The organism is Cobetia marina (genome assembly GCF_001720485.1).
In the GTDB taxonomy this organism is placed as follows: domain Bacteria; phylum Pseudomonadota; class Gammaproteobacteria; order Pseudomonadales; family Halomonadaceae; genus Cobetia; species Cobetia marina.
Map to the genome: position 1 here is coordinate 2,748,508 of NZ_CP017114.1, position 22,792 is coordinate 2,771,299.

A 22,792-nucleotide genomic window follows, 5' to 3' on the forward strand; every position below is an offset into this window, starting at 1 on the left:
GGCTGGTGATCGGGGCCGGTGATCGGGGCTGGCGCAGGGCCACGGCTCAGGAAGCCGCGCCGATCCGCTCGGAATACTGCTTGTCTTCATAGCGATGCAGCGGCGCATCCTCGCCACAGTCCGGCGTGGTCTGGAAGGTCTTGCGCACGTCGAGCACGCCCAGGCTCTGGATGGTGCGACGCCCCAGCAGTACCGGGTAATTCATGCCATCACGATCCCGCAGACTGAACTGCTCCTCGTAACGTTCGCCCCCCATGCACAGGGTCATCAGGACCACCGGGCGCGTATCACGTCCGCCGGCACCGGAGACGGTCAGGTCACGATAGAGCGGGCGCTCGAAGGAATTCTCGACCATGTCGCCGCTGGCCTCATCCTCGACCTCCACGTCAAAGCGCACCCATTCCTCGTCGTCACGCGTGAACGTCTCGATGTTCTCGGCGTGCATCGAGGATGTCAGCGCGCCGCTGTCCAGCTTGGCCTTGACCAGCACGCCCCAGGGCTCGATGGTCGCCTTCTCCACCCAGCCGAAGACCTTGTCCTCCTCGGCCTGAGCCGCCGTTGGCAATGCCAGCGAGGCGATCAGCCCGAGCCCGGCAGCCCCGGCAAATTGACGGGTGACGCGCGAAAGAGAGCGTGAAAGAGAACGTGAAAGAAAGGTAGCAGCGTGTCTCGACATCGTGACTCCTGATAAAGGTGGCGACATTGCCAGCGCAACGTCCAACATCTTTCACCATGGAGGTTTGCACCAAGGTTAACAAGCCATGAGAGCACCACATGACATGTCATCGCGCCGCTACGTTGCGTTTGTGCTCCCTTGATCTCGCGCGCCTTGTCCATCAGGTATCACTGAGTGCCCGGGCATTGCCTCGCTGAGATCGCCTCGCTGAGATCGCCTTGCTGAGATCAGCGCCATGTCATCACTGCAGGAACACCGGCGCCGGGCCATCCGTGCCATCCCATCAGAATGCCCGATACGACAGGAGGTCCCATGCAATCCGCGCTACGTGATCTACTTTCCGACTGGAGCCTGTTTCTCGGCTGGTTACTGCTCATGCTGCCGTCACTGGTCTGGGTCCTGCGTGACCTGACGACCAGCAATGCCCATCTGGCGCCGATGATGAAGTGGGTCTGGGGGCTGACCACGCTGTACTCCGGAATAGTGGGCCTTCTCGTCTATCGCTTTGCCGGGCGCCGCCAGATCGCGGACAACCGTGATGCACGCAAGGGACTGAGAAGCGTCGCGCACTGCTATTCGGGCTGTGGACTCGGGGAGTTCGTGGGGGTTGTGCTGGCGGTGGGTCTGCTGGCACTGGGCAACTTCGCGACGGCGATCATCACCTTCCTCTTCGCCTACCTGTTCGGCTTCCTGCTGACCGTCGGCCCGATGCTTCAGGCCGGCAGCGATGACAAGCGCAAGGTCATCCAGGATGCGTTCAGAAGCGAGACCGCCTCGATCTTTGTCATGGAGCTGGTGGCCATCTCGGTCGACCTGTGGCTGGGAGGCAGATCAGGCATGCATGACGCCCTGTTCTGGAATTCGATGGTCATCTCGCTGAGCCTTGGCCTGCTCGCCGCCTGGCCCGTCAATGTCTGGCTGGTGAAGCGTGGCATCAAGGGAGGCATGGCCGACCCACGCGAGACGGACCCGCATGCCCAGCATCACGCTCACTGCTGAGCCAGTCGCCGTGATGGTGGCTTGGTCTGCACTGCCCTCACGCTTTCCTCGTGCTGCTCTTGCGACGATCTCGCCTCGCTTTCTTGAACGTACCGCTTCCTTGAACGTACCGCCTTCTTGAAAGAGCAGACAGGAAAAGGCCCCGCCGGGGAAACCGGCGGGGCCTTGCGGGCTATCGTCTCAATGGCTCATGCCACGGGACCTGCCTTGATGCACAGCTCGGTCAGACGAACTCGCCATTGTGATGGACCTGCTGCACGTCTTCGCAGTCATCGAGCATCTCGAGCATCTTGTTGAGCAGCTCGGCGTCGTCACCGCTGACCTCGGTGTGGATCTGCGGGATGAAGCTGATCTCGTCGACTTCGAAATCAAGGTCTTCCCCGAAGAGGTCGGTCAGTGCGCCCTTGGCCTTGAAGTGCTCGGTGGTCGGCGTCAACACGGTGATGATGCCGTCATCCAGCTCGATGTCGCTGACATCGACGTCAGCTTCCATCAGTGCCTCGAGCACCTTCTCCTCGTCGTCTTCTGCCCCCTTGAAGGACAGGATGGCGCGGTGATCGAACATGTGCGAGACCGAACCCTGGGCGCCCAGCTTGCCCTTGCCCTTGTTGAAGCAGGTACGCACTTCACCGAAGGTACGGTTGTTGTTGTCGGTCAGGCAATCGACGATGACCATGACATTGCCCGGACCGAAACCTTCATAGCGGGCCAGCGCGAAATCTTCACCGCCGGCGCCCTTGGCCTTGTCGATGGCCTTGTCGATGACGTGAGTCGGCACCTGATCCTTCTTGGCCTTCTCGATCAGACGACGCAGGCTCAGGTTACCGTTGGGGTCGACACCACCGCTCTTGGCCGAGACGTAGATCTCGCGTCCGTAGCGTGAATATACGCGCGCCTTGTTGAGTGAAGTACGCGCCATTGACTCTTTACGGTTCTGGAATGCTCTTCCCATGCAAGTCGACTCTTGTCCGCCTGAATTCAAATGCCCTTGCGATCGTGTCGCGGGACCTGATGCACCGCCGCCAGCTGGCCGCGATGCATTGCTGCAGGGAATAGTAACGCAGACCGCGCTCTGCGTCGCCATCGCGCCGCCCTGCTCGGCGCGGACTTGAGGGTTGTGTGCATGTGCCCGGCGCGATTGTCGGCGCGGCAAGGCACTGCCTCACAGGCAGTTGGTCGGCTTGGGCAGTCCTGCCAGGCGCGCGCCCACCTTGGGGGGACTGTCAGGAAACAGGCGCATCAGATGCAGCGAGCGCCCCTTTTCCGGCCCGAAGCGCTGGGTCATCGCCTTGGTCAGCGGCCGCATGGCCGGGGAAAGCGAGAAACGCTGATAGAAATCCCGCAATACCTCGATGACCTCCCAGTGTTCAGGGGTCAACTCACGGCCTTCTTCCGCCGCCAGCCGCTCGGCCAGCGCAGGGCTCCAGTCCTCGAGATCCACCAGATACCCCTCGGCATCCAGACCGATCTCACGTCCGTCGAGAGAAAGCGTACGTACCGTTTCACTGCTGGCCATTGCTCATCCTGATGTTTCGTTCCACTCAAGAAATGACATGCGACATGCCTGTCCGGCTGGTGTGACACCTCGCGCCGCGCCGCTCAGAACCAGGAGATCGTCTTGTCCGCGGCCTCGGTCAGCGCGACGAAGCCATCCACGTCCACCACGATCACGCTCGCGCTACAACGGCCCGACAGGCCACGTGACTCGAGATCCTCACGCAAGGCGAACAGACGCCCCTCCAGGCCGACGAAATAGTGCTCCGCGCCAGCCAATGCGCCGTTGACACCATCCTCGATCAGCAGCAGCTGGTCCTCGGGTCCCATGGCATTGAGCGCATCATCCAGAATGCGACTGGAAAATGGCGAGCGATTGAGAAGATGAAGATTCATGCAATTATCCAGTCAAGGGAGGCAGGAGTGCGCGGGACAGAGACGCGCCCGCGAAAGACGTGAGCCGCACGCCCGCCAGTGCGATCTTGCGCCCGAAGCGAGAGCGCGAGGGTGATGATGGCGGAGCATACCAGCCGCACGCCCGGGCGTCAGGCAGGCCTCAGAAGCTCAAGACCCGCGAGAAGGCGCCGGTCAGCACCACGATATCGTCGTGCTCCATCAGGGTCACCGGCAACAAGGCGATATCCTCGACGCTCAGGCCCCGTGCGCGCAGGGCGGCGGCATCCACATAACAGCGCTGGACATCGTACATGTCCAGCGCTGCCAGGAGATTGTCACTGCCCTTCTGCCCCAGCGCGCCCGGTTGCTGGCCTTCCAGCAGGGCCAATACGCCATCCCCACTGAACAGCAACCCGACCTCGCGCCCGAAGGCCGCCGCGACCATCGCCGCCTCCAGCCCCTCGCGCAGCCAGCTGCTGCCATGCGGCGCGTGACGCAACAGGATCAACAGATCGCCCGGCGCGAGGTCATCGCTCACCTGCCCATGGTCGGCAGCGTGCGTCGCTGTCTGTGACATCGCATCACTCATGGTGCTCTCCTCAGGCGAAGGTGATCAGGTGGTCATTCTCGAGCGTGGCTTCCACCAGCTGCCCGAGTCCGGTCAACTCGAAGGGCGCCTCGAGGGTCGCCCCCTGCTTGCCGTGTCGCGCGGCTTCACGCTCATCGAGCATGCCACGCCTGAGCCCGGCTGCCACGCACACCTGCAGACGGGTCTCGCCCTGCTCCGCCAGCGCGATCCAGCGGTCCCGCAGATGTGGCTCATCCTGAGGAGGTGCCATCATCGTCGCCGCGTTGTAGACGCCGTCGTGATAGAAGAACACCGTGCTCAGACGATGCCCGCGGGCCAGCAACGCCTCGGCGAAGCGCAGGGCCGAATGACTGGCCTGCTGACTGTAGGGACCGCCGTAGACGGCCAGAGCGTAACGCATGTGAACCTCGAGTCGGCTGCGCATTGAGGGCGACATTCTAGCGCGAGTGGTGGCATCTGTCAGAGCCCCGCATCGCCACCACCGCCGCCGCGACGTACCGCCGATCCCTGCCGCCGCGCCGTGCCCATGCCCCACAACGCAACGACCCCGCCGAGGCGGGGTCGTTGATGCAAGGCTTGCGGGGTAGCGTCTGACGATCAATCGTCGGATGCAAAGCCCAGCAGCGCCAGCAGGCTGACGAACATGTTGTAGATGGAGACGTACAGGCTGACCGTCGCCAGCAGATAGTTGGTCTGCCCGCCATGGATGATCTGGCTGGTCTCGAACAGGATCGCCGCGGAGGCGAACAGCACGAAGCCGGCCGATACTGCCAGCGCCAGACCACTGATGTTGAAGATCATCGCCGCCAGCATCGCCAGAATCAGCACGATGGCACCCGCGAACAGGAAGTTGCCAAGGAACGAGAAGTCCTTGCGCGTCACCAGTGCGACCGCGGACAGACCGGCGAAGGTGATGCCTGTCATGCCGAGTGCCGTCATCACCAGCTGAGCGCCGTTGGGCATGCTCAGGTAGGCATTGAGCACCGGGCCGAGCGTGAAGCCCATGAAGCCGGTGAAGGCGAAGGTGGCGAAGATGCCAGCGGTGGAATTCGCGGTCTTGTGGACCAGGAACATCAGACCGTAGGCACCGATCAGCAGCACGAAGATGTTCATGCGGCCCACGCCCATGCTCATCGCCACGCCAGCGGTGAGCGCAGAGAACAGCAGCGTCATCGCCAGCATCATGTAAGTGTTGCGCAGTACCCGGTGGGTACTGAGTGAGCGGCTCGCGGTATCCTGCGAGACCTGCCAGGAGCTGTTAGCCATGGTGTCTATCCTCAGGTTGCTACGATGGATGCATCGAATTGACCCCAGCATGCCCGTCGGGGTTTCCCTAATCAAGAGACAGGACGATGAAAAGCCCGTTTCATGCAACTATCCAGCGCGCAAAAGGCAACCTCATCCCCACTCTCCCCGCACAGTGTAGCACTCGCTACCTTTCAAGCATCTGAACGGAAAGGAAATTTACCCCAAGTCCTTGACGCGGCCAGAGAAATCCGTAGTATTTCATCCCGTGAGTCGGAGGGATGGCAGAGCGGTTGAATGCACCGGTCTTGAAAACCGGCGTAGGTTAATAGCCTACCCAGGGTTCGAATCCCTGTCCCTCCACCACCTTGATTCCAAAAGCCCCGTCTACTTCAGGTAGACGGGGCTTTTTCGTGCTCACCCTGTCGCCTGGCAGCCGGCAGCGCTCAAGGGCGTTTGATGATCACCGCAAGTGATTGTCCGCGATGGCTTTTCCGAAGATTTTTCTTCGCCCACCTCTTGCTATTCTCATCAGTTTCGGTAGTATTTCGCTCCGTGAGTCGGAGGGATGGCAGAGCGGTTGAATGCACCGGTCTTGAAAACCGGCGTAGGTTAATAGCCTACCCAGGGTTCGAATCCCTGTCCCTCCACCACCTTGAATTCCGAAAGCCCCGTCTACTTCAGGTAGACGGGGCTTTTTCATTGCACACCTGCCTGCAGTGGCCATTCCTCATGGCATCCTCCCGGGGAGGTACAATGGATCACTCAACGCCTTGCGACACCCCGTGGTCGTACAATCCCTCCTCCCCTTGAAAAATCGAGACACCATGCCATTTTCCGCCCTTGGATTGAGCGACCCCATCGTCAAGGCTGTTACCGAGCAGGGTTATCAGACCCCGACCCCGATTCAGGCGCAGGCGATTCCCGTCGTGCTGGCCGGCGACAACCTGATCGCCGCCGCGCAGACCGGCACCGGCAAGACGGCAAGCTTCGTGCTGCCCCTGCTGCAACAACTGATAGACGCCCCCGAGGTCCGCGCCAAGCGAGTGCATGCCGTCATCCTGACGCCGACGCGTGAGCTGGCCATCCAGGTGGAAGACAACATCCGCCAATATGCCGCACATCTCACGCTCAGCTCCATGGCGATGTATGGCGGCGTGGACATCGCCCCGCAGCAACAGCGCCTGATCGAAGGCGTGGACATTCTGGTCGCGACGCCAGGGCGTCTTCTCGACATGTTGACCCGACGCGCGATCCATCTCGACGAGACACGCACCCTCGTCATCGATGAAGCTGACCGCATGCTCGACATGGGCTTCATCGCCGACATCAACAAGATCGTCGAGAAACTGCCCAGCCAACGTCAGAATCTGCTGTTCTCCGCCACTCTGTCGACCCAGGTACGCATGCTGGCCAGAACGGCGGTGACGGACGCCGTGGAGATTTCCATCGCGCCGGAAAACACCAGCGCTCCCGAGATCACCCAGAGCCTGATCACGGTCGACAAGGAATTCAAATCCGCGTTGCTCAGCCACCTGATCCAGAGTGGCGACTGGCAGCAGGCGCTGATCTTCATCGAGACCAAGCGCGGTGCGGCCAAGCTGGTCAGCCAGCTGGAGAAGCGCGGCATTGGCGCCGAATCCTTCCACAGCGGACGCAGCCAGGCGGTCCGCGAGCAGCTGCTGGCAGACTTCAAGGCAGGCAAGGTGCCATTTCTGGTGGCGACGGGCGTCGCGGCGCGCGGCATCGACATCGATGACCTGCAGCGGGTGGTCAACTATGACCTGCCGGATGAGGCAGAGAACTATGTGCACCGTATCGGACGCACCGGACGCGCCGGAGCAAGCGGTGAAGCCATCTCACTGGTATCGCGTGATGATTTCCGCAACCTGTGCGCCATCGAGCAGCATCTGGGCAACTTCATCGAGCGTGTGGTGATCGAAGGGTTCGAGCCCGGACTCGCCGTGCCCGCCTCGACGATGGACCCGCTGCCACGCAAGCCGGCCCGCGCTCGCCGCCGACCTGCCGGCAAGCGCTGAGCCATTCGCGCACCGTACGCGACACCGCGACAGTGGAACCTCCTCCACTGTCGCTCTCACTGCTGATCACCGCCTCACGACCTGCTGCCGTGAGATTCGCTGCTGCGCGATACCGGCCCCAGCTGGTTGTCGCTGACGAAACGATTGCAGCCTTCGCGCTTGGCGCGGAACAGGTTGACGTCCGCCTTGGCGATCAGGCTTTCCAGATCCTTGTCCCCGGACTGGCGTTGGGCGACGCCGATCGAGAGACTGACATCGAGACTGTTGATGCCGTCATTGATGACGAAGGGCAATGCCGAGGCCCCCTTGCACAGACGCTCCGCCACCTGGTCGGCGCGCTCACCATGCAGCCGCGGACTCAGCAGCACGAACTCCTCCCCGCCATAGCGACCGATCAGATCCTCTCCGCGCAGGATACTGCGCATGCGCTTCACCAGCTCCTTGAGCACCTGGTCGCCCGCCGCGCGTCCCCAGGTCTCGTTGATCAGCCCCAGGTGGTCGACATCCACCATCATCACGCTGATGGGCTGTGTTCCCATCAACATCTCACGCCCCTTGTCGATCAGTTCCGCGCGACTCAGCGCCCCGGTCAACTCATCGAACCGCTCGCGTGACTCGAAACGCTGGCGCAAGCGATCCGCCGACCACCCCATCTGTACCAGCACGAGGGTGAAGAACACGGTCAGAACGCAGAGATTGATCAGTCGGAACGCGAATGCCCACCCGGGCGGTAGCGGATTGGCCACCCCCTGGAACATCAGCACGACATAGGCCAGCAGCGGCATGCTCAGGCAGATGAGACACAGCAGCAGACGTCGCGTGAAGGGCATGCGAATGCAGTAGATGCACAGCAGCGCACCGAAATAGAAATAATCGAAACCGGGGGCTGGACCGAAATAGCCCAGAGACAGACTTATCTGGGCACAGGTACCCAATGCCAGCAGGTTGGCGGCCAGCACCTCTCGGCGCGCGCGATGCAGCTGCAGACAGACAAGGTCCACCACCAGCATGCCCAGATCCAGCGCCAGAATGCCCATCTCTCCCAGCCAGAGCATCAGACCGGCATACAGCAGGTGACTCGCTATCGCGAGCACATACACCACATTGAAGGTGGCGTGGAAGGTCTTCTCGTCCTCGGTGAGGCCTGGTGGGAAATCCTCGAATCGCAACAGCCAGCGCGCAAGGTGTGGATGTGGACTGCCCATGAGACTATCTCCTTGGCTGCTGACCACCATTCGTGGCCAGCCAGACCAGGCGGGTAAAGGCCTGACGAGCCAAGGGTACGTCATCCCTCAGTCGAAAGGAGATCAGCACATTACACGCAATGCATAAACCCGCCACCAAGCGCCGTGCCAGCCTGGCGTCACGACAGGCAGAACCGGGTCACGACGGAAAGATCCGCGTCAATGCAGGCGCAGCCCCACCTTGGTGATGCGATTGCCCTCGACCTCATTCACCACCCAGTGAATGCCATGCCAGTCGACATCATCCCCGACCACCGGCACCCCGCCGACTCTGCGGGTGATGAACTCGGCGATGGTCAGGTGCTGCTCGCCCTGAGAGAGCGTCAGTCCGTAGACATCGGCGATATCCTGCATGTTGGCATCCCCTTCCAGGGTGAAGGTGCCGAAGAAGGCGCGCTGTTCATGCTGCAGACTCTCGCCATTGAACATGCGATTGAGGCTTGGCACATCACAGGAGCGCCCGACGACGCACAGCACGTCCTTCTGATGCAGACAGGTGCTGCCCTTGGGATGGATCAGCACCTTGTTGCGGAACAGTGCCCCGACCTTGGCCCCGGAGGGGAAGCGCAGCATGCGCAATGCCACGCCTTCCAGCGCCGTGTTGTCGACCCGGTAGACCAGCATCTCGTAATCGTTGACGGGCATGATGCCCAGCAGATTGCGGCGGCTGGGCTGTGCACCCGGCGGCACCACCACCCTGAGCTTGCGCGCCATGGGAGCCAGCGACGAGCCCTGCACCAGCAGCGAGATGATCACCACGAAGAAGGCGACATTGAAGTAGACACCGGCATTCTCGACCCCGGTGATCACCGGGAAGATCGCCAGCACGATCGGCACCGCCCCCCTCAACCCGACCCAGCTGATGAACCACAGCTCTCGCCAGCGGAAGCGGAAGAAAGGCTTGAGACACAGGATCACGGCCAGGGGGCGCACGAACAGGATCAGCGCCACACTCAGAATGGCGGCCGGCAGCGCGAACTGCAGCATCGTGGAGGGTGAGACCAGCAGACCCAGCATCAGGAACAGCACGATCTGGGACAAGTGGGCCAGTCCGTCATGCACCGGCAGGATGTGTTCGAGGTGGCGCCCCGGATGATTGCCGATCATCAGGCCACACAGATAGATGGCCAGGAAGCCACTGCCACCGAGCTCATTGGTCGTCGCGAACAGACTCAGGCCCAGCGCCAGCGCCAGCAGGGAATAGAGGCCGGGCGCCAGATCCAGATAGCGCATCAGACGGGCGATCAACCAGCCACCGGCGATCCCCATGCCCGCGCCGACCCCGAACTGCAGCGCGAAGCTCATGAGTCCGGCGGCGACCCCCGACAGCTGTCCGGTCAGTATCTCGGCCAGAGTGATGGTGAGGAAGATGGCCATCGGGTCGTTGGTACCGGACTCGATCTCCAGCGTCGCCCCGACCCGCTCGTTGAGGTGCACCCCCTGCCCGCCCAGCAGCGAGAACACGGCGGCGGCATCGGTGGAGCCGACGATGGCACCGACCAGCAGGCCTTCGATCAGGGTGAGGTCAAACAGCCACATGGCCAGCAGCCCCACCAGCCCGCTGGTCATGAAGACCCCGACGGTCGCCAGCACCAATGCCGGCTTGAGACCCGCGCGGAAGGTCGAGAGACGGGTGCGCAGACCGCCATCGAGCAGAATGAGTGCCAACGCCAGATTGCCGATCAGATACGCGGTAGAGGCATCATCGAACTGGATGCCGAGCACGCCATCCTCCCCCGCCAGCATGCCGAGTCCCAGGAACAGCAACAGCAGGGGCATGCCGAGACGAGCCGAGACCCGACTTGCCAGCACGCTCAAGGCGATGAGCATGCCCGCCAGCAAGAAGTAATAGTTCAGATTCTCTACCACGTGTGCTCCCCCGCCATTCCCGGCACCAAGTCTCGAATCACGTCTGCGACGGCCCAGAGACAGTATTCCATGTCAGCGACGAGGCTGCAGAGAAATTTCTCAAATATTCATGGACTTGCGATCAACATGTCAGGCTTCTCGGCGACACCCAGGCCGGGGCTGCCGCCAGCTCGGCGTAGCGGGTCGGACCGAAGGCTTCCATCGCCCACAACAGGGCTCGGCACAGCTCACGCTGACCGTCGATATCGACCATGCGCCCATGACGCGAATAACCGGCGAGGAAGGCCTCACGCTGACTCGGCGTCTCCAGCAACAACTCGATCAGTGCCCAGTCGAACTCGATCGGGGCCCACACCAGAGCCTCCCAGTCGCTCCATACCCAGCCGGTGGCGGCGCACAGATATTGGTCCGCGCGCAGGTCCGGCAGACTCCAGACGGCGCGAGCGGGATGCGAGAAGGTGCGTGATGGCAGGTCCCCCAGCTCGTGGGACAGGGGATGGCGCGCGAGAAAACGCGTCACGCGGGCATTCCAATGCAGCAACGGCATGGGCTGGGCAAGGGGCTGACCAAAGCCGGACACGGTGTCCTGATGCAGCCGCCCGACCTGATCTCCCAGCAACTCACAGAAGGTGTCACTGAGATCACTGGGCTGACCGCTGGACCACGGCAGGTGCCAGACGGGCGCGCCATCGAGACGTCCCAGATAGGTCAGCGGCAGCGGAGGGATGGGCAACCGCGCCGGCAACGCGCCCGCCAGCCGTGTCAGGGCCTCAGGTTGCGCCCAGCGATCGGCGCCGAAGACACCGCGCATCGCTCGCCAGAAGGGGTCGTGATCCGGGCCGGTTCGCGCCAGCTTGATCAGGCCGGGGGTGCCGCCACGCTGCCGCCACAACCAGTTGGCACTATCCGGCCAGGCAAGTGCCAGCGGCTCCAGCGCATGCCCCAGATAGGTGGAAAGACGGCGAGTCAGCGCATCCTCCGGCCAGCCATTGGGCACGGATGTCGCGTCTGGCATCACGGGTCGCCGCGGTGGCACGGGATAACCGCTGGAGCAGGTCGAGAGATCCGGGGTATCAGGCATGTTGATCTCCTTGAGGCTGCGATACCTCGATAGCATACCCAACACCGGGCCATGCAGCATAGCCACACGACAGCCACCCCGACGATGGCAGGGATGCAACCGGCGGGCAGGTGACGGTACACTGTCGGCCTGGATGGGGGTGCCCGAAAGTGGGCTGAGAGCCGATGCGTCACGTCGCATGGCAACCCCTGGAACCTGATCCGGTTGATACCGGCGGAGGGAATTCCGGTCACCTGCCCAAGCGTCAGGCGCCCTGCGTGCTTCCTCCCCTCGGCATGCCGCCTGACCACGGATGACACTGTGTCGCTGGGACTCTCCCTCAACAACGCTCGCATCGATTACGCCAGCCATACGCTGTTTCGTGATCTGTCGGCGCGTCTGGATGCCGGAAGCTGGACGGCCCTGCTGGGCCGCTCGGGCTGTGGCAAGAGCTCACTGCTGCGCCTGCTGGCCGGCCTCGAGATGCCCGACCATCACACGCTGGAACTCACCACCGATGACGGCAAGCCACTGGCGGGTCGCGTCGCCTGGATGGCGCAGCAGGACCTGCTGCTGCCCTGGCGCCGGGTGCTGGACAATCTGTGTCTGGGAGATGACCTCCATCGTCGCCCTCGCGATACCGAGCGGGCCCGCGAACTGCTGGCAGCGGTGGGTCTGGAGGGGCGCGAGCAGGCCTGGCCAGACGCCCTCTCCGGCGGGCAACGCCAACGCGTTGCATTGGCGCGAACGCTCTATCAGCAGGCTCCGGTGGTGATGATGGATGAACCCTTCTCCGCAGTGGACGCCATCACGCGACTCGAACTGCATGATCTCGCCAGCCGGCTGCTGGACGGACGCACCGTGCTGATGGTCACGCATGACCCGCTCGAGGCGTTGCGCCTGGCCGACCAACTGCTGGTGCTGCGTCCGGGCCGCGACAGCCAGCAGGGGGCAGTGCTCGACTGCCTGCCCGGGCTCTCGCCGCCTCGCCCGGTGCCGCTGGACCTGCCCGCCCTGCAGCAGGCCCAGTCCGAATTGATCACACGCCTGCGCGACGGCGAGGAGACGCCATGAAACGCCTGCATGCCCTGCGTCATCTCGCCATCAGCGCCGCCGTCCTGCTGGGACTCTGGCAACTGGTGATCATCACCACGGCCGTGCCGCCCTACATCCTGCCAGCGCCACTGGCAGTCGCGGAGGTGCTGGTCCGTCAGGCCCCGATGCTGGCACACCACGCCGGCATCACCTTCGCCGAGATTCTTGGCGGGCTGGTACTGGGGGTCCTTCTCGGGCTGAGCACCGCGCTGGCACTGGCGTTCATCCCTCGTCTGCGGCGCACCCTGCTGCCATTGCTGCTGATCAGCCAGGTGATCCCGCTGTTCGCGATCGCTCCACTGCTGGTGCTGTGGCTGGGCTATGACATGCTCTCCAAGGTCGTGATGGCCACGCTGATCATCTATTTCCCCGTGGCCTCCACCGGCTACGACGGCTTGCGCCAGACTCCTCAGGGCTGGCTGGATCTCGCCCATACCCTGGGTGCCAGCCCGTGGCGACTGCTGCTGCATGTCCAATTGCCCGCCGCGCTGCCGGCATTGGCCTCCGGCGTGCGCATGGCAGCGACAGCCGCCCCCATCGGGGCCGTCATCGGTGAGTGGGCCGGCGCAAGCCAGGGCCTCGGCTATCTGATGCTCAATGCCAATGCCCGCATGGAAATCGACCTGATGTTCGCCGCCCTGCTGGTGCTGGTCGCCTTTTCGCTGCTGCTGTATTTCACGCTGGATGCCCTGCTGCGTCGCCTGATGCCCTGGCATCGAGATCGCCTGACCCGTTTGAACTGAGCGCTTCCGGCTGTCAGGCGATGCCCTGACGGCCTCACATTCTCGACACCACAAGGAATACCGCCATGCCATTCTCGCCATCGGCGATCCGCCGTTCCGGCAAGCTGTCCTGCCTCTTCGCGACGCTGCTGACAACCCTCAGCTTGAGCACCTTCGCCCTGTCAGCCGAGACTGGCGCCAGCGCCGAGCCCCAGGCCCCGACCGCCAGTGACAGTGCAGCGGCAGCGGTCACCCAGGCCGGGCAGGACGGTGCCACCCTCGAGCCAGACGCTTCTGCCAAGCAGACTGCCGAGACCGAGCAACAGACCCGCCCCGCCGCTGGCGATGTGCAGGACCCGCAAGCGGCCGCCACCGATGCCAAGCCCCTCACGCACCTCAAGGTCATGCTCGACTGGTACACCAATCCCGGCCACGGGCCGCTGGTGCTGGCTCAGGAACTGGGCCTGTTCAAGCAACATGGTCTGGACGTCGAGCTGATCGCTCCGGCAGACCCCAGCGTCCCCCCCAAGCTTGCCGCAGCGGAGCGCGTCGACATCGCCATCAGCTATCAGCCCCAGCTGCACCTGCAGGTGGATCAAGGGCTGCCGCTGGTGCGCATCGGCACGCTGGTGGCCACCCCGCTCAACGTGGTGGTCGTGCGCGCGGACAGTGACATCCAGTCGATGGCCGACCTCAAGGGCAAGCGTGTCGGCTATTCCGTCGGTGGCGTGGAGGAAGTCCTGCTGTCCACCATGCTCCAGAACAGCGGCCTGACACTGGATGACATCACCCTGACCAACGTCAACTTCTCGCTGACGCCGTCACTGCTGACCCGCAAGGTCGACGCCGTCACCGGGGCATTCCGCAACTTCGAACTCGCCCAGATGGCACAGGAAGGCGTCAAGGGCCGCGCCTTCTACATCGAGGAAGAAGGCGTGCCGACCTATGACGAACTGATCTTCGTCGCCAACAGCGACAGCTATTCTCGCAAGCACGAGCAGTACGCCGCCTTCCTGTCCGCCGTCGGTGAAGCCACCGCCTGGATGATCAACCACCCTGACAAGGGCTGGAAGCTGTTCCGCGAGTCCGACCCGGCACTCGATACCGCGCTCAACAAGAAAGCCTGGTATGCCACCTTGCCGCGCTTCGCCCTGCGTCCGGCCGCACTGGATGCCGGCCGCTACCGTGACTTCGAGAACTTCCTGTACGAGCGCGGCATGATCAAGCAGCGCCAGTCACTCGACCACCTGGCCATCGACGTCAACGCGCCCTGAATAGACGGCCGATGACAGACACGACGACGCCCTGCCGGTTTCCCGACAGGGCGTCGTTTGCTTTCTGCCAGATGACGCGAGGATGCCCTGCCCCAAGCTTCCGGAGACCTTCCTGTCAGCGCCTGCCATCCACCGGACTGCCGGCTGACGCCCGCCTGGCCAGACGCCGCGCCAGCCACGCCATCAGCACAGGCTGGATCACCAGCGCGACCACCAGCACCGCCACGAGCAGTGGCATGCCCTCAAGGGCGCCACCCGGCGAGCTGACCAGCAGCGCCGCCCCGAGATAACTGCCCGCGGCAGAACTCAGGTGCTGAACGGCGCTCTGGGTGCTGGTGAAGGCGGCCCGCTCGTGCTCGGCAGGAATGAAGCTGTTGAGCGTGTTCTGTGCCACCCGCCGCGCCGAGGAGAACAGCATGTAGGCACCAAACCCCACCCACACCAGCGACGGCCCCGGCGAATGAAGCAGGAAGGCCCAGCCCACCAGCGCCGTCAGCAGACAGGTAATGGTGCCGGGCCAGACACTGCCGAAGCGATCACACAGCCGCCCGGTCAGCTGCATGCCCACCAGCGACAGTCCCCCTCCGATCATGTAGAGCCCGCCGAGATCCTCGCGAGGCAGATCGAGATTGAACAGCAGATAGCTGGAGAGATTGGGGATCACCAGGAAGTTGCTGAACATCGCGGTGGCGATCAGCGCCAGCCCGAGCCGGTGATTCGGCTGCGCGAGAATGGTGGCGATGGAGGTACCGGCGCGACTGCGAGGATTGTCCAGATGCCCCCGGATCGGCGGCAGCACCCAGGCCAGCAACCCGCAGACCAGCAACGCCAGCAGCGCAACGGCCCGGAACGGCGCCTGCCAGCCAAAGCCTTCGGACAACCACAGCGCGAAGGGCAGCCCCAGCACCGAGGCCACCGAGAAGGCCCCCATCACCATCCCCATGGCGCGCCCACGCCGGATTCCCGGCACGACATCGATCACGATGGCCAGTGCCGTGGCCGCCGCCGGCCCACCGAACAGCCCGCCCAGCATGCGCGCGGCCAGCAGCGTCTCGAATCCGGTGGCGAAGCTCGCGATCAGATGACACAGCGCAGCACCGAACAGAAAACCCAGCACGGCCCAGCGACGATCGAAACGATCCGCATGCCGCGTCCACAGCAAGGTGCCCACCGCCGCCGCCAGCGGATAGCTGCCGACGATGTAGCCCAGGTGGTCCAGCGGAATGCCCAGCGACTGCGCGAAATCCGGCCCCAATGCCATCACCATGGTGAAGCCCATGATGACGGCGAACTGCAGCAGCGTGACCAGCGCGATCACCAGACGCTCGTGACGCGTCACCGGTATCGTGCCGTCTTCGTCAGGCACGCGAGGCGCCGCCAACGGCGCAGGCGTATGACGTGAGCCGCTCAAGCGCGTGCGACGCGTTCAAGAAACGTCTCGACGGCTTGCTGGAACTCGCTTGCTCGCTCGGCATGCAGCCAGTGGCCGGCATCCAGCGAGGCATCTTCTAGCCGCGGGAAGCGCTCACGCATTGCCTGGAGCCCGTCGGCCTGCACGTAACTGGAACGTTCGCCCCACAGCAGCAGGGCCGGCAGTTCCACCTCGCCGTGTGCCTGAGGCGCCTCGACGATCTGGGGGTAACCCGCCGCGATGTGATCGAGCCCGACTCGCCAGCCCATGCTGCCGTCCTCATCGCGCACCAGGTTGGTGGCGAGGAACTGACGGATAGCCGGCGTTTCCACATGGCGTGCCATCACGTTGTCAGCGTCCTTGCGCGAGGCAGGACGCGCCTCACGCACGGCCTCGAAGGCCGCGAATATCTCATCGTGCCCGTGTCCGTAGGCGATGGGCGCGATATCCGCCACCACGAGACTGCGCAGTCGTTCAGGTGCCTGCAGTGCGACCTGCATGGCCACCTTGCCCCCCATGGAGTGCCCCATGAGATCACAGGTGGGGATATCGAGCTGATCGAGCAGAGCGATCACGTCAGCGGCCTGCTCCGCGTAGCTCATGCCCGCCACATGCGGGCTGCGACCATGATTGCGCAGATCCACCGCGATGACGCGACGCGACTGCGACCAGAACTTGATATGCGAGCGCCAGTTGTCCGCGCTCCCGAACAGACCATGCAGAATCACCAGCGGCGTCGCATCCTGCTCACCCGCCTCATTGCCCTGTGCGGCTTCACGGGCATCACTCTCGTTGTAGAAAAGCTCGACCGTCGTGCTTGTCGCAGTGCTCATCATCATCTCCATGGACGCTAGACAGACCCTCAGACGCTCCCGACCCTCACGCATCGCCCGCGATGGCACGCGCCAGTGCCAAGCGGCAACCTCGTGGCCGAGTGTCAGAAAACGCTCATGTTAGCAGACTATCAAGCCGCCGCGCGGCTCACCGCGGACTGGCTTCCAGATAGACCTTGACCGCCTGCCACAGGGGGCTTCGATAGCGCTCCGGATGCCAGAGCATGGAAAAATGCCGCTTGAGGTTGAGCTGGGGCGTCTCCAGCACGACCAGCTCCCCACGTGACAGCTCCGCATCCACAGACAGGCGTGAAAGGCAGCCCAACCCGAGGCCGGCAAACACAGCCTGCTTGATGGCCTCATGCTGCCCCAGCTCCATGCGCACCTTGAGACGCTCGATTCGCCCATGCAGTGCACGTTCGAAGACCGCACGCGTGCCCGACCCTCCCTCGCGCAGAATCCAGTCGGCATTGGCCAGATCCTCGTCATCGAGTGCCGTTGCGCGTATCGCCAGCGGGTGGGACGGCGGCGCCACCACCACCAGCTCATCCTCGCGCCAGGTCTGGCTCATCAGGCGTGGCGCGTGACAATCCCCTTCGATCAGCCCCAGCTCGGCATCGTAGTTGAGCACCGCCTCCACCACCTGATGGGTATTGCGCAGGCGCAGGTTGAGCTCGGTCCCGGGGTTCTCACGCATGAAGGCCCCTGCCAGGCCGGGCAACAGCCAGGTCCCGATGGTCGCGCTGGCGGCGATTTCCAGCTCGCCTCGCAGGAACCCCTCCTCCAGCCCGGGCTCACGGGCCTCCAGCTCCAGTGCATGGGTCTGTTCCAGCAGCTGTTCGGCACGCGCCAGCAGACGACGCCCATTGGCATTGAGGGCCAACCGGCGCCCGAGCCGCTCGAACAGCGCGACGTCAAGGTGGCGTTCCAGCTCTGAGAGCGCCTGACTCGCTGCCGATTGCGAAAGCCCTATCTCTCGGGCGGCACCACTGACCGAGCCCTGGCGAGTCACGGCGACGAAGACCTGTAATTGGCGCAGGGTGATATGGATCTGCATATCGGTTTTTCCGGTAAGTGGTAAAGGGATAATCGACTAACTATCCAATGATATTCCTGCATAAACTATTCATCAAACCAGAAGCACTAAGCATGCAACGTCCTCACAAGCACTCAAGATCTTCACGCGACAAGACCTGACCCGACACGCCTACCAAGGAGAAAGCCAATGGACGCACAGACGCTGACTGCCCCCCCTGTCACGGAACGGCTGCGCCGAATGGTGCCGGGACTCGCGCTGTGCGGCGGGCTGACACTGGCGGGGCTGGGGCTGCACGCCATTCCGACCCTCGCCGCGACCGGCGTCAGTCCGCTGGTCTTCGCGCTGCTGTGCGGCATCGTGGTCGGCAACCTGCCCGTCACCAGCCGCCATGCCCGGGCACTGGCACCAGGGCTGCATGTCGCGACCAAGAAGCTGCTGCGACTCGGCATCATCCTGTTCGGACTGTCGATCACCTTGCAGCAGATTCTCGGCCTGGGGTGGAGCGTGGTCGTGCTGGATGTCATCGTCATCGCCGCCGTGTTGAGCTGCGGCTATTTCCTGGGCACGCGCTGGCTGGGTCTGGATCGCGATACCGCCTTGCTGACCAGTGCCGGCTCTGCCATCTGCGGCGCCGCGGCCGTGCTGGCGACGGAATCCATGATCAAGGCACGCCCGGCAGCCACCGCCATGGCCGTGGCCACGGTGGTACTGTTCGGCTCGCTGGCCATGCTGGCCTACCCCTTGCTCTACCCGCTGACCGGCATGCATGAAGGGCTGTTCGGCATCTACATCGGCTCGACCATTCACGAGGTCGCGCAGGTCGTGGCGGCAGGTGAGGCGGTAGGCCCGGACGCCCTGGCCAATGCCCTGATCGTCAAGTTGATGCGTGTGATGATGCTGGTCCCCTTCCTGCTCCTGCTGCCCAAGCTGTGGGCCATGCGCAGCCGCAGCGAGGGGGATGACCGCGATGCCGGCGGCAGCATGACCATTCCCTGGTTCGCCCTCGGTTTCATCGCCATGGCCGGGATCAACAGCACCGGCGAGATTCCTGCCGCCCTGCACGCCAACCTGTCCGTGCTGGGGAGCGTCGCCCTGACCATGGCGATGGCGGGACTCGGGGTCGAGACACGCATGGATCGTCTGCGCTCACTGGGCATGAAGCCCTTCCTGCTGGCACTGATCCTGTTCGTGCTGCTCATGGTCGGCGGCTTCGGGGCCAACCTGCTGTTGATGGGGTGATACACGCCGGCAATGATTGAGTGTCGCAATCACCCAATTAGTGCCGCTCAATTGGCAAACCCGGTGAGGCTCAAGCACAATGGCATCCATCCATTGACTCACCGGTTCTGCCGGAAGCCCACGAACATCACGTCACGGTGGGCTTGACGAGTATCACGTACCCTCCAAGGAGAATCTCATGCTGGCAGTCATCTTCGGTCGTCCGGGTTGCCCGTTCTGCGTCCGCGCCAAGGAACTCGCGGAAGAACTTACCGCCAAGCGCGATGATTTCGATTTCCGTTACATCGACATCCACGCCGAGGGCATCACCAAGGCCGACATGGAAAAGACCATCGGCAAGCCGGTGGAAACCGTGCCGCAGATCTTCGTCGATCAGACCCACATCGGTGGCTTCACCGAGTTCAACCAGTACGTGCAGGACGAGGCACTGATGCCGCAGGCCTGATCAACGCCTCGACTTCTGTCTGATCCTGAAAAGCCCTCGCCCATGGCGGGGGCTTTTTTTTTGCAGCCGGCATGCCAGTTGCGCTGCTGATGCCCCTACCACTCGCGCCGTCAATCAAGGGCCAACTTCCTACCTCTCGTCAGTGCCTCGACTCGTGCCTCCCTCAGGGCAGCCACTCACGGCAACGGGAAAGTGCGCAGCGGAGCGCTTGCGGCGCTTGCAAGCTGCGGTGACAATTCGCCTTTCTCCGCACGTAGCTGGACAAGGAAGCAAACATGAACATGTTGATGGAAGGCGCCGTGCTGCTGGGCTGCGCCGTGGTTGCCGTGCCGCTCTTTCAGCGCCTGGGGCTGGGGTCCATCCTGGGGTATCTGGCGATCGGGGTGCTGCTGGGGCCGTCATTGATCGGCTTCATCTCGGAACCGACCGAGGTGCTGCACTTCGCGGAGTTCGGCGTGGTCATGCTGCTGTTCATGATCGGACTGGAACTCGAACCCAAGCGCCTGTGGGACATGCGCCTCAAGCTTGCCGGGCTTGGCAGCGCACAGATGCTGCTATGCGGAGCGCTGCTGACGCCCGTCGGGTTATGGCTGGGCCTTGAACTGCCGGCCGCCGCCTTGCTGGGCCTGATTCTGGCGCTGTCCTCTACCGCCTTTGCGCTGCAGGTGCTCAGCGAGAATCAACAACTGGCGACACCCCATGGCCAGTCAACCTTCGCCATCCTGCTGTTCCAGGACCTGGCCGTAATTCCATTGCTGGCGCTGCTGCCGCTGTTCGCCGACAACTTCGACGCTTCCACCGGCTCCGGCTGGGCCGGTGTCGTCAAGGGCATCGGCATGGTGGCGGCGGTCATCATCGTTGGCCGCTTCGTCGTTCCGCGCCTGTTGAAGATGGTGGCACGCAGCGAGATCCACGAGATCTTCACTGCCGCGGCACTGTTCGTGGTGATCAGTACCGCTCTGCTGATGGAATGGGTCGGGCTTTCCATGGCACTGGGGGCCTTCCTCGCCGGGGTGCTGCTGGCGGATACCGTCTATCGCCACGAACTCGAAGCCAACATCGACCCCTTCAAGGGCCTGCTGCTGGGGCTGTTCTTCATGGCGGTCGGGATGTCGGTGGACGTCTCGCTGGTCATGGAGCGCCCGCTGACGGTGCTGGGCCTGACACTGGCGCTGATGGTCGGCAAGGTGCTGGTCATCACGCTGGTGGGCCGCGTCGCACGCCTGAAGCTTGCCGAGGCACTGCCACTGGCCGCCGTACTGGCTCAGGGCGGAGAATTCGACTTCGTGTTGCTGACCGCCGGCATGGCCGCCGGCATCTTCGATCAGACGCTTACCAGTCTGGTCATCAGCGCCGTGACGCTGTCCATGGCCGCCACGCCCTTCCTGTATCGCTATGCGCGCAAGTTCGGTGCCGCGCGCGAAGCCAAGCGCCCCTACGATGAAGACTTCGGTCAGGAAGCCCCGCCGGTACTGATTGCCGGTTTCGGACGTTTCGGTCAGATGAGCGCGCGCATTCTCAAGACCCAGGGCATCAACTTCACCGCCCTCGACCCCAACATCACCCAGGTCGAGTTCGTGCGTCAGTTCGGCTCGCGCATCTTCTACGCCGACGCCAGCCGATCGGAGCTGCTGCGAGCGGCTGGCGCCGAGCACGCACAGATCATGCTGGTGGCGGTCGATGACGCCAGGATGACCACCCAGATCGTGCGTACCGTTCGACAACAGTTCCCGCATCTCAAGCTGTTCGTGCGGGCCCGCAATCGCCACCATGCCTGGGAGCTGATGGAGCTGGGCGTGGAACACGTGATCCGCGAGACCTACGCCAGCAGCCTGGAAATGGGCAACGAACTGCTGGTTGCCATGGGCTATCCAAGCGCACGTGCCGCCGAAGTGGTCCGCGCCTTCCGCGAGATGGATGACACCATGCTCAAGAGCGATTTCGAGAACCGCCATGACCCCGAGGCGCTGGTCACCAGCGCCAAGAGCGCCATGGAAGAGCTCAAGCGCCTGTTCCAGACCAAGGGCTGATGTCCACTCTCGCCAGCTGCTGTCGCTCCAGAACCGAAAACGCCGCCCTCTAGGGGCGGCGTTTTCGGTTCTGGCATCCACTGGCGTGCCATTCAGCTGCGAGTCACGGCTCCCCCGCGCAGGCGAGCGCGCCACTGCGGCCCGAAGAGATAGGCACACAGGCCCACGACGATGAAGAGCGCCCCCGCCAGCACGCGGCTGGAGACTATCTCGCCATTCAGGGCAGCGCCGAGACTCATGGCGAATATCGGCGTGATCAGGGTGGCCAATGCCACGGTACTGGCGGACAGGCGTGCCAGCACGAAGTAATAGCACAGATACCCGATCAACGAGCCGAAGATACCCAGGTAGACGATCGCCCCCAGCGGGCGCTGTGTCGGCCATGCCTGCGGCACACCATCGACCAGCAGGGCCGCGAGAAGATAGAGCGGAAGCGAGACGAGCAGCGCGCCCTCGGTCTGCACCAGCGGATGAAGCCCTGCTCGCTCTCGCTGGACCAGTACGCCGGAAGCGGCAAAGCAGTTGACCGCCAGCAACATGGTCACCACCCCCTTCCAGCTGCCCGGCGGTAGCGCCAGCGAGTCCGAGACGGCGATGGCCAGTCCGCCCAATGCCAATGCGAAACCTAACCATTGCAGCTTGTCAAGAGGCGCACTTTTCAACCACCAGCGCGCGTAAAGTCCTGATAGCAGAGGAGCTAAGCCGAAAAGTAACGACATGATACCGCTTGGTAACCAACCGGCAGCAATATAGGCGAAGTACATCCCACCCCATATCCCCAGTGCAGCCGCCACGTAGCTGCGAATTGCCACGCGACCGAAATCCATTTTCAGCCCGAGCAAGCGTAACAATGGGTAACCGATACATGCGGCAATTAACATTCTCCCCATGGCAGACCAGGCCGGCAGCCATCCGGAAGCACTCCATGAAATCGCCAGCGGTGTGGTTGACCACACCATGAGAACCACGCAATACGCCACCAGCACTGGCATTTTCACACTCCGAACAGTCGGTCAGAAAAAAAGGACAATGTCGTTGAATGGCCTTATCTGGCAGGTACCTATAATCGCTCCAGCACAGGGTGCCGATATCC

Annotated in this window: 22 protein-coding genes, 2 tRNA genes and 1 riboswitch; of the genes, 10 read left to right on the plus strand and 14 right to left on the minus strand. The window is 63.4% G+C overall.

All coding sequences use genetic code 11. The features are described 5' to 3' along the window. Window positions 1-46: 46 nt before the first annotated feature. Window positions 47-676 carry a retropepsin-like aspartic peptidase RloA3 gene (gene rloA3 / locus BFX80_RS11510; RefSeq protein ID WP_084208987.1) on the minus strand — a complete coding sequence of 210 codons (630 nt, stop codon included), beginning with the start codon at window positions 674-676 and terminating at the stop codon, window positions 47-49. A gap of 312 nt (window positions 677-988) precedes the next feature. Between rloA3 and BFX80_RS11515 the strand changes: the two genes are divergently transcribed. After that, entirely contained in the window at window positions 989-1,675 is a 687-nt protein-coding gene (locus BFX80_RS11515) for a DUF4396 domain-containing protein (RefSeq protein WP_084208988.1), read from the plus strand. Window positions 1,676-1,898: 223 nt separating this feature from the next. Here BFX80_RS11515 and BFX80_RS11520 read toward each other — a convergent pair whose 3' ends face one another. The 6 genes from BFX80_RS11520 to BFX80_RS11545 form a co-directional block, all read right to left on the minus strand. Continuing rightward, complete coding sequence (locus BFX80_RS11520) at window positions 1,899-2,627, minus strand: YebC/PmpR family DNA-binding transcriptional regulator (RefSeq protein WP_077372806.1); 729 nt, start codon at window positions 2,625-2,627, stop codon at window positions 1,899-1,901. 210 nt (window positions 2,628-2,837) lie between these two features. Further along, on the minus strand, window positions 2,838-3,191 hold the full coding sequence (locus tag BFX80_RS11525) for a TusE/DsrC/DsvC family sulfur relay protein (RefSeq protein WP_077372803.1): 354 nt from the start codon (window positions 3,189-3,191) through the stop codon (window positions 2,838-2,840). An 83-nt stretch (window positions 3,192-3,274) separates the two neighbouring features. Then, complete coding sequence (gene tusB / locus BFX80_RS11530; protein WP_084208989.1) at window positions 3,275-3,565, minus strand: sulfurtransferase complex subunit TusB; 291 nt, start codon at window positions 3,563-3,565, stop codon at window positions 3,275-3,277. A 160-nt stretch (window positions 3,566-3,725) separates the two neighbouring features. Beyond that, complete coding sequence (tusC, locus tag BFX80_RS11535) at window positions 3,726-4,154, minus strand: sulfurtransferase complex subunit TusC (protein ID WP_240499554.1); 429 nt, start codon at window positions 4,152-4,154, stop codon at window positions 3,726-3,728. A 10-nt stretch (window positions 4,155-4,164) separates the two neighbouring features. Continuing rightward, window positions 4,165-4,554 (minus strand): sulfurtransferase complex subunit TusD, encoded by a 390-nt coding sequence (gene tusD / locus BFX80_RS11540; protein WP_077372797.1) that lies wholly within the window; start codon window positions 4,552-4,554, stop codon window positions 4,165-4,167. A gap of 197 nt (window positions 4,555-4,751) precedes the next feature. After that, window positions 4,752-5,420, minus strand: coding sequence for a Bax inhibitor-1/YccA family protein (locus tag BFX80_RS11545; RefSeq protein WP_065392578.1), 669 nt, complete (start codon window positions 5,418-5,420; stop codon window positions 4,752-4,754). A 254-nt stretch (window positions 5,421-5,674) separates the two neighbouring features. On the opposite strand from BFX80_RS11545, the gene BFX80_RS11550 reads away from it, so the two are divergent. From BFX80_RS11550 to BFX80_RS11560, 3 genes are all read left to right on the plus strand, one after another. Then, a tRNA-Ser gene (locus tag BFX80_RS11550) sits at window positions 5,675-5,765 on the plus strand. A 196-nt stretch (window positions 5,766-5,961) separates the two neighbouring features. Then, window positions 5,962-6,052: transfer RNA gene (locus tag BFX80_RS11555), tRNA-Ser, on the plus strand. Window positions 6,053-6,226: 174 nt separating this feature from the next. Then, a complete protein-coding gene (locus tag BFX80_RS11560; RefSeq protein ID WP_084208990.1) occupies window positions 6,227-7,438 on the plus strand; it encodes a DEAD/DEAH box helicase in 1,212 nt (403 codons plus the stop codon). Between the two features lie 74 nt (window positions 7,439-7,512). Here BFX80_RS11560 and BFX80_RS11565 read toward each other — a convergent pair whose 3' ends face one another. The 3 genes from BFX80_RS11565 to BFX80_RS11575 form a co-directional block, all read right to left on the minus strand. Next, the gene (locus tag BFX80_RS11565; RefSeq protein ID WP_167593029.1) at window positions 7,513-8,643 is read right to left on the minus strand and encodes a GGDEF domain-containing protein; all 1,131 of its coding nucleotides are present in this window, start codon (window positions 8,641-8,643) and stop codon (window positions 7,513-7,515) included. 198 nt (window positions 8,644-8,841) lie between these two features. Next, window positions 8,842-10,512 (minus strand): potassium/proton antiporter, encoded by a 1,671-nt coding sequence (locus BFX80_RS11570; RefSeq protein WP_077373252.1) that lies wholly within the window; start codon window positions 10,510-10,512, stop codon window positions 8,842-8,844. Between the two features lie 160 nt (window positions 10,513-10,672). Beyond that, window positions 10,673-11,632: a protein kinase family protein gene (locus tag BFX80_RS11575; protein ID WP_084208992.1), complete on the minus strand. Its 960-nt coding sequence runs from the start codon at window positions 11,630-11,632 to the stop codon at window positions 10,673-10,675. 125 nt (window positions 11,633-11,757) lie between these two features. Beyond that, window positions 11,758-11,871, plus strand: a riboswitch (TPP riboswitch). 61 nt (window positions 11,872-11,932) lie between these two features. Here BFX80_RS11575 and BFX80_RS11580 point away from each other — a divergent pair. The 3 genes from BFX80_RS11580 to BFX80_RS11590 all read left to right on the plus strand — a co-directional run bounded on the left by BFX80_RS11580 (window position 11,933) and on the right by BFX80_RS11590 (window position 14,702). Next, the gene (locus BFX80_RS11580) at window positions 11,933-12,685 is read left to right on the plus strand and encodes an ABC transporter ATP-binding protein (protein ID WP_077372784.1); all 753 of its coding nucleotides are present in this window, start codon (window positions 11,933-11,935) and stop codon (window positions 12,683-12,685) included. Then, a complete protein-coding gene (locus BFX80_RS11585) occupies window positions 12,682-13,449 on the plus strand; it encodes an ABC transporter permease (protein ID WP_077372781.1) in 768 nt (255 codons plus the stop codon). The genes BFX80_RS11580 and BFX80_RS11585 overlap by 4 nt, the downstream gene beginning before the upstream one ends. Before the next feature lie 65 nt (window positions 13,450-13,514). Further along, complete coding sequence (locus BFX80_RS11590) at window positions 13,515-14,702, plus strand: ABC transporter substrate-binding protein (RefSeq protein ID WP_240499555.1); 1,188 nt, start codon at window positions 13,515-13,517, stop codon at window positions 14,700-14,702. Between the two features lie 115 nt (window positions 14,703-14,817). On the opposite strand, the gene BFX80_RS11595 is transcribed toward BFX80_RS11590, so the two are convergent. The 3 genes from BFX80_RS11595 to BFX80_RS11605 form a co-directional block, all read right to left on the minus strand. Next, window positions 14,818-16,068 carry an MFS transporter gene (locus tag BFX80_RS11595; RefSeq protein WP_157109485.1) on the minus strand — a complete coding sequence of 417 codons (1,251 nt, stop codon included), beginning with the start codon at window positions 16,066-16,068 and terminating at the stop codon, window positions 14,818-14,820. A 41-nt stretch (window positions 16,069-16,109) separates the two neighbouring features. Further along, window positions 16,110-16,946 (minus strand): alpha/beta fold hydrolase, encoded by an 837-nt coding sequence (locus BFX80_RS11600; protein WP_084209764.1) that lies wholly within the window; start codon window positions 16,944-16,946, stop codon window positions 16,110-16,112. A 148-nt stretch (window positions 16,947-17,094) separates the two neighbouring features. Continuing rightward, the gene (locus BFX80_RS11605; RefSeq protein WP_077372772.1) at window positions 17,095-18,003 is read right to left on the minus strand and encodes a LysR substrate-binding domain-containing protein; all 909 of its coding nucleotides are present in this window, start codon (window positions 18,001-18,003) and stop codon (window positions 17,095-17,097) included. Between the two features lie 168 nt (window positions 18,004-18,171). Here BFX80_RS11605 and BFX80_RS11610 point away from each other — a divergent pair, with 168 nt between their 5' ends. The 3 genes from BFX80_RS11610 to BFX80_RS11620 all read left to right on the plus strand — a co-directional run bounded on the left by BFX80_RS11610 (window position 18,172) and on the right by BFX80_RS11620 (window position 21,699). Next, on the plus strand, window positions 18,172-19,224 hold the full coding sequence (locus tag BFX80_RS11610; RefSeq protein WP_240499556.1) for a YeiH family protein: 1,053 nt from the start codon (window positions 18,172-18,174) through the stop codon (window positions 19,222-19,224). Between the two features lie 178 nt (window positions 19,225-19,402). Next, window positions 19,403-19,669, plus strand: a complete 267-nt coding sequence (locus BFX80_RS11615) for a GrxA family glutaredoxin (protein WP_077372769.1) — start codon at window positions 19,403-19,405, stop codon at window positions 19,667-19,669. A 275-nt stretch (window positions 19,670-19,944) separates the two neighbouring features. After that, window positions 19,945-21,699 (plus strand): monovalent cation:proton antiporter-2 (CPA2) family protein, encoded by a 1,755-nt coding sequence (locus BFX80_RS11620; protein WP_084208994.1) that lies wholly within the window; start codon window positions 19,945-19,947, stop codon window positions 21,697-21,699. Window positions 21,700-21,791: 92 nt separating this feature from the next. Here the strand turns inward: BFX80_RS11620 and BFX80_RS11625 are convergent, their stop codons facing one another. Then, entirely contained in the window at window positions 21,792-22,691 is a 900-nt protein-coding gene (locus BFX80_RS11625; protein WP_084208995.1) for a DMT family transporter, read from the minus strand. Window positions 22,692-22,792: the final 101 nt, after the last annotated feature.

Excerpts from the sequence above, each read along its gene's own strand:
- BFX80_RS11520 (WP_077372806.1), bottom strand. The coding sequence starts at position 2,627 with ATGGGAAGAGCATTCCAGAACCGTAAAGAGTCAATGGCGCGTACTTCA.
- BFX80_RS11570 (WP_077373252.1), bottom strand. The coding sequence starts at position 10,512 with ATGCTCATCGCCTTGAGCGTGCTGGCAAGTCGGGTCTCGGCTCGTCTC.
- BFX80_RS11615 (WP_077372769.1), top strand. The coding sequence starts at position 19,403 with ATGCTGGCAGTCATCTTCGGTCGTCCGGGTTGCCCGTTCTGCGTCCGC.
- BFX80_RS11515 (WP_084208988.1), top strand. The coding sequence starts at position 989 with ATGCAATCCGCGCTACGTGATCTACTTTCCGACTGGAGCCTGTTTCTC.
- tusD (WP_077372797.1), bottom strand. The coding sequence starts at position 4,554 with ATGCGTTACGCTCTGGCCGTCTACGGCGGTCCCTACAGTCAGCAGGCC.
- tusB (WP_084208989.1), bottom strand. The coding sequence starts at position 3,565 with ATGAATCTTCATCTTCTCAATCGCTCGCCATTTTCCAGTCGCATTCTG.
- BFX80_RS11585 (WP_077372781.1), top strand. The coding sequence starts at position 12,682 with ATGAAACGCCTGCATGCCCTGCGTCATCTCGCCATCAGCGCCGCCGTC.
- BFX80_RS11560 (WP_084208990.1), top strand. The coding sequence starts at position 6,227 with ATGCCATTTTCCGCCCTTGGATTGAGCGACCCCATCGTCAAGGCTGTT.
- rloA3 (WP_084208987.1), bottom strand. The coding sequence starts at position 676 with ATGTCGAGACACGCTGCTACCTTTCTTTCACGTTCTCTTTCACGCTCT.
- tusC (WP_240499554.1), bottom strand. The coding sequence starts at position 4,154 with ATGAGTGATGCGATGTCACAGACAGCGACGCACGCTGCCGACCATGGG.
- BFX80_RS11565 (WP_167593029.1), bottom strand. The coding sequence starts at position 8,643 with ATGGGCAGTCCACATCCACACCTTGCGCGCTGGCTGTTGCGATTCGAG.
- BFX80_RS11600 (WP_084209764.1), bottom strand. The coding sequence starts at position 16,946 with ATGAGCACTGCGACAAGCACGACGGTCGAGCTTTTCTACAACGAGAGT.
- BFX80_RS11605 (WP_077372772.1), bottom strand. The coding sequence starts at position 18,003 with ATGCAGATCCATATCACCCTGCGCCAATTACAGGTCTTCGTCGCCGTG.
- BFX80_RS11575 (WP_084208992.1), bottom strand. The coding sequence starts at position 11,632 with ATGCCTGATACCCCGGATCTCTCGACCTGCTCCAGCGGTTATCCCGTG.
- BFX80_RS11625 (WP_084208995.1), bottom strand. The coding sequence starts at position 22,691 with ATGCCAGTGCTGGTGGCGTATTGCGTGGTTCTCATGGTGTGGTCAACC.
- BFX80_RS11590 (WP_240499555.1), top strand. The coding sequence starts at position 13,515 with ATGCCATTCTCGCCATCGGCGATCCGCCGTTCCGGCAAGCTGTCCTGC.
- BFX80_RS11545 (WP_065392578.1), bottom strand. The coding sequence starts at position 5,420 with ATGGCTAACAGCTCCTGGCAGGTCTCGCAGGATACCGCGAGCCGCTCA.
- BFX80_RS11525 (WP_077372803.1), bottom strand. The coding sequence starts at position 3,191 with ATGGCCAGCAGTGAAACGGTACGTACGCTTTCTCTCGACGGACGTGAG.
- BFX80_RS11620 (WP_084208994.1), top strand. The coding sequence starts at position 19,945 with ATGAACATGTTGATGGAAGGCGCCGTGCTGCTGGGCTGCGCCGTGGTT.
- BFX80_RS11610 (WP_240499556.1), top strand. The coding sequence starts at position 18,172 with ATGGACGCACAGACGCTGACTGCCCCCCCTGTCACGGAACGGCTGCGC.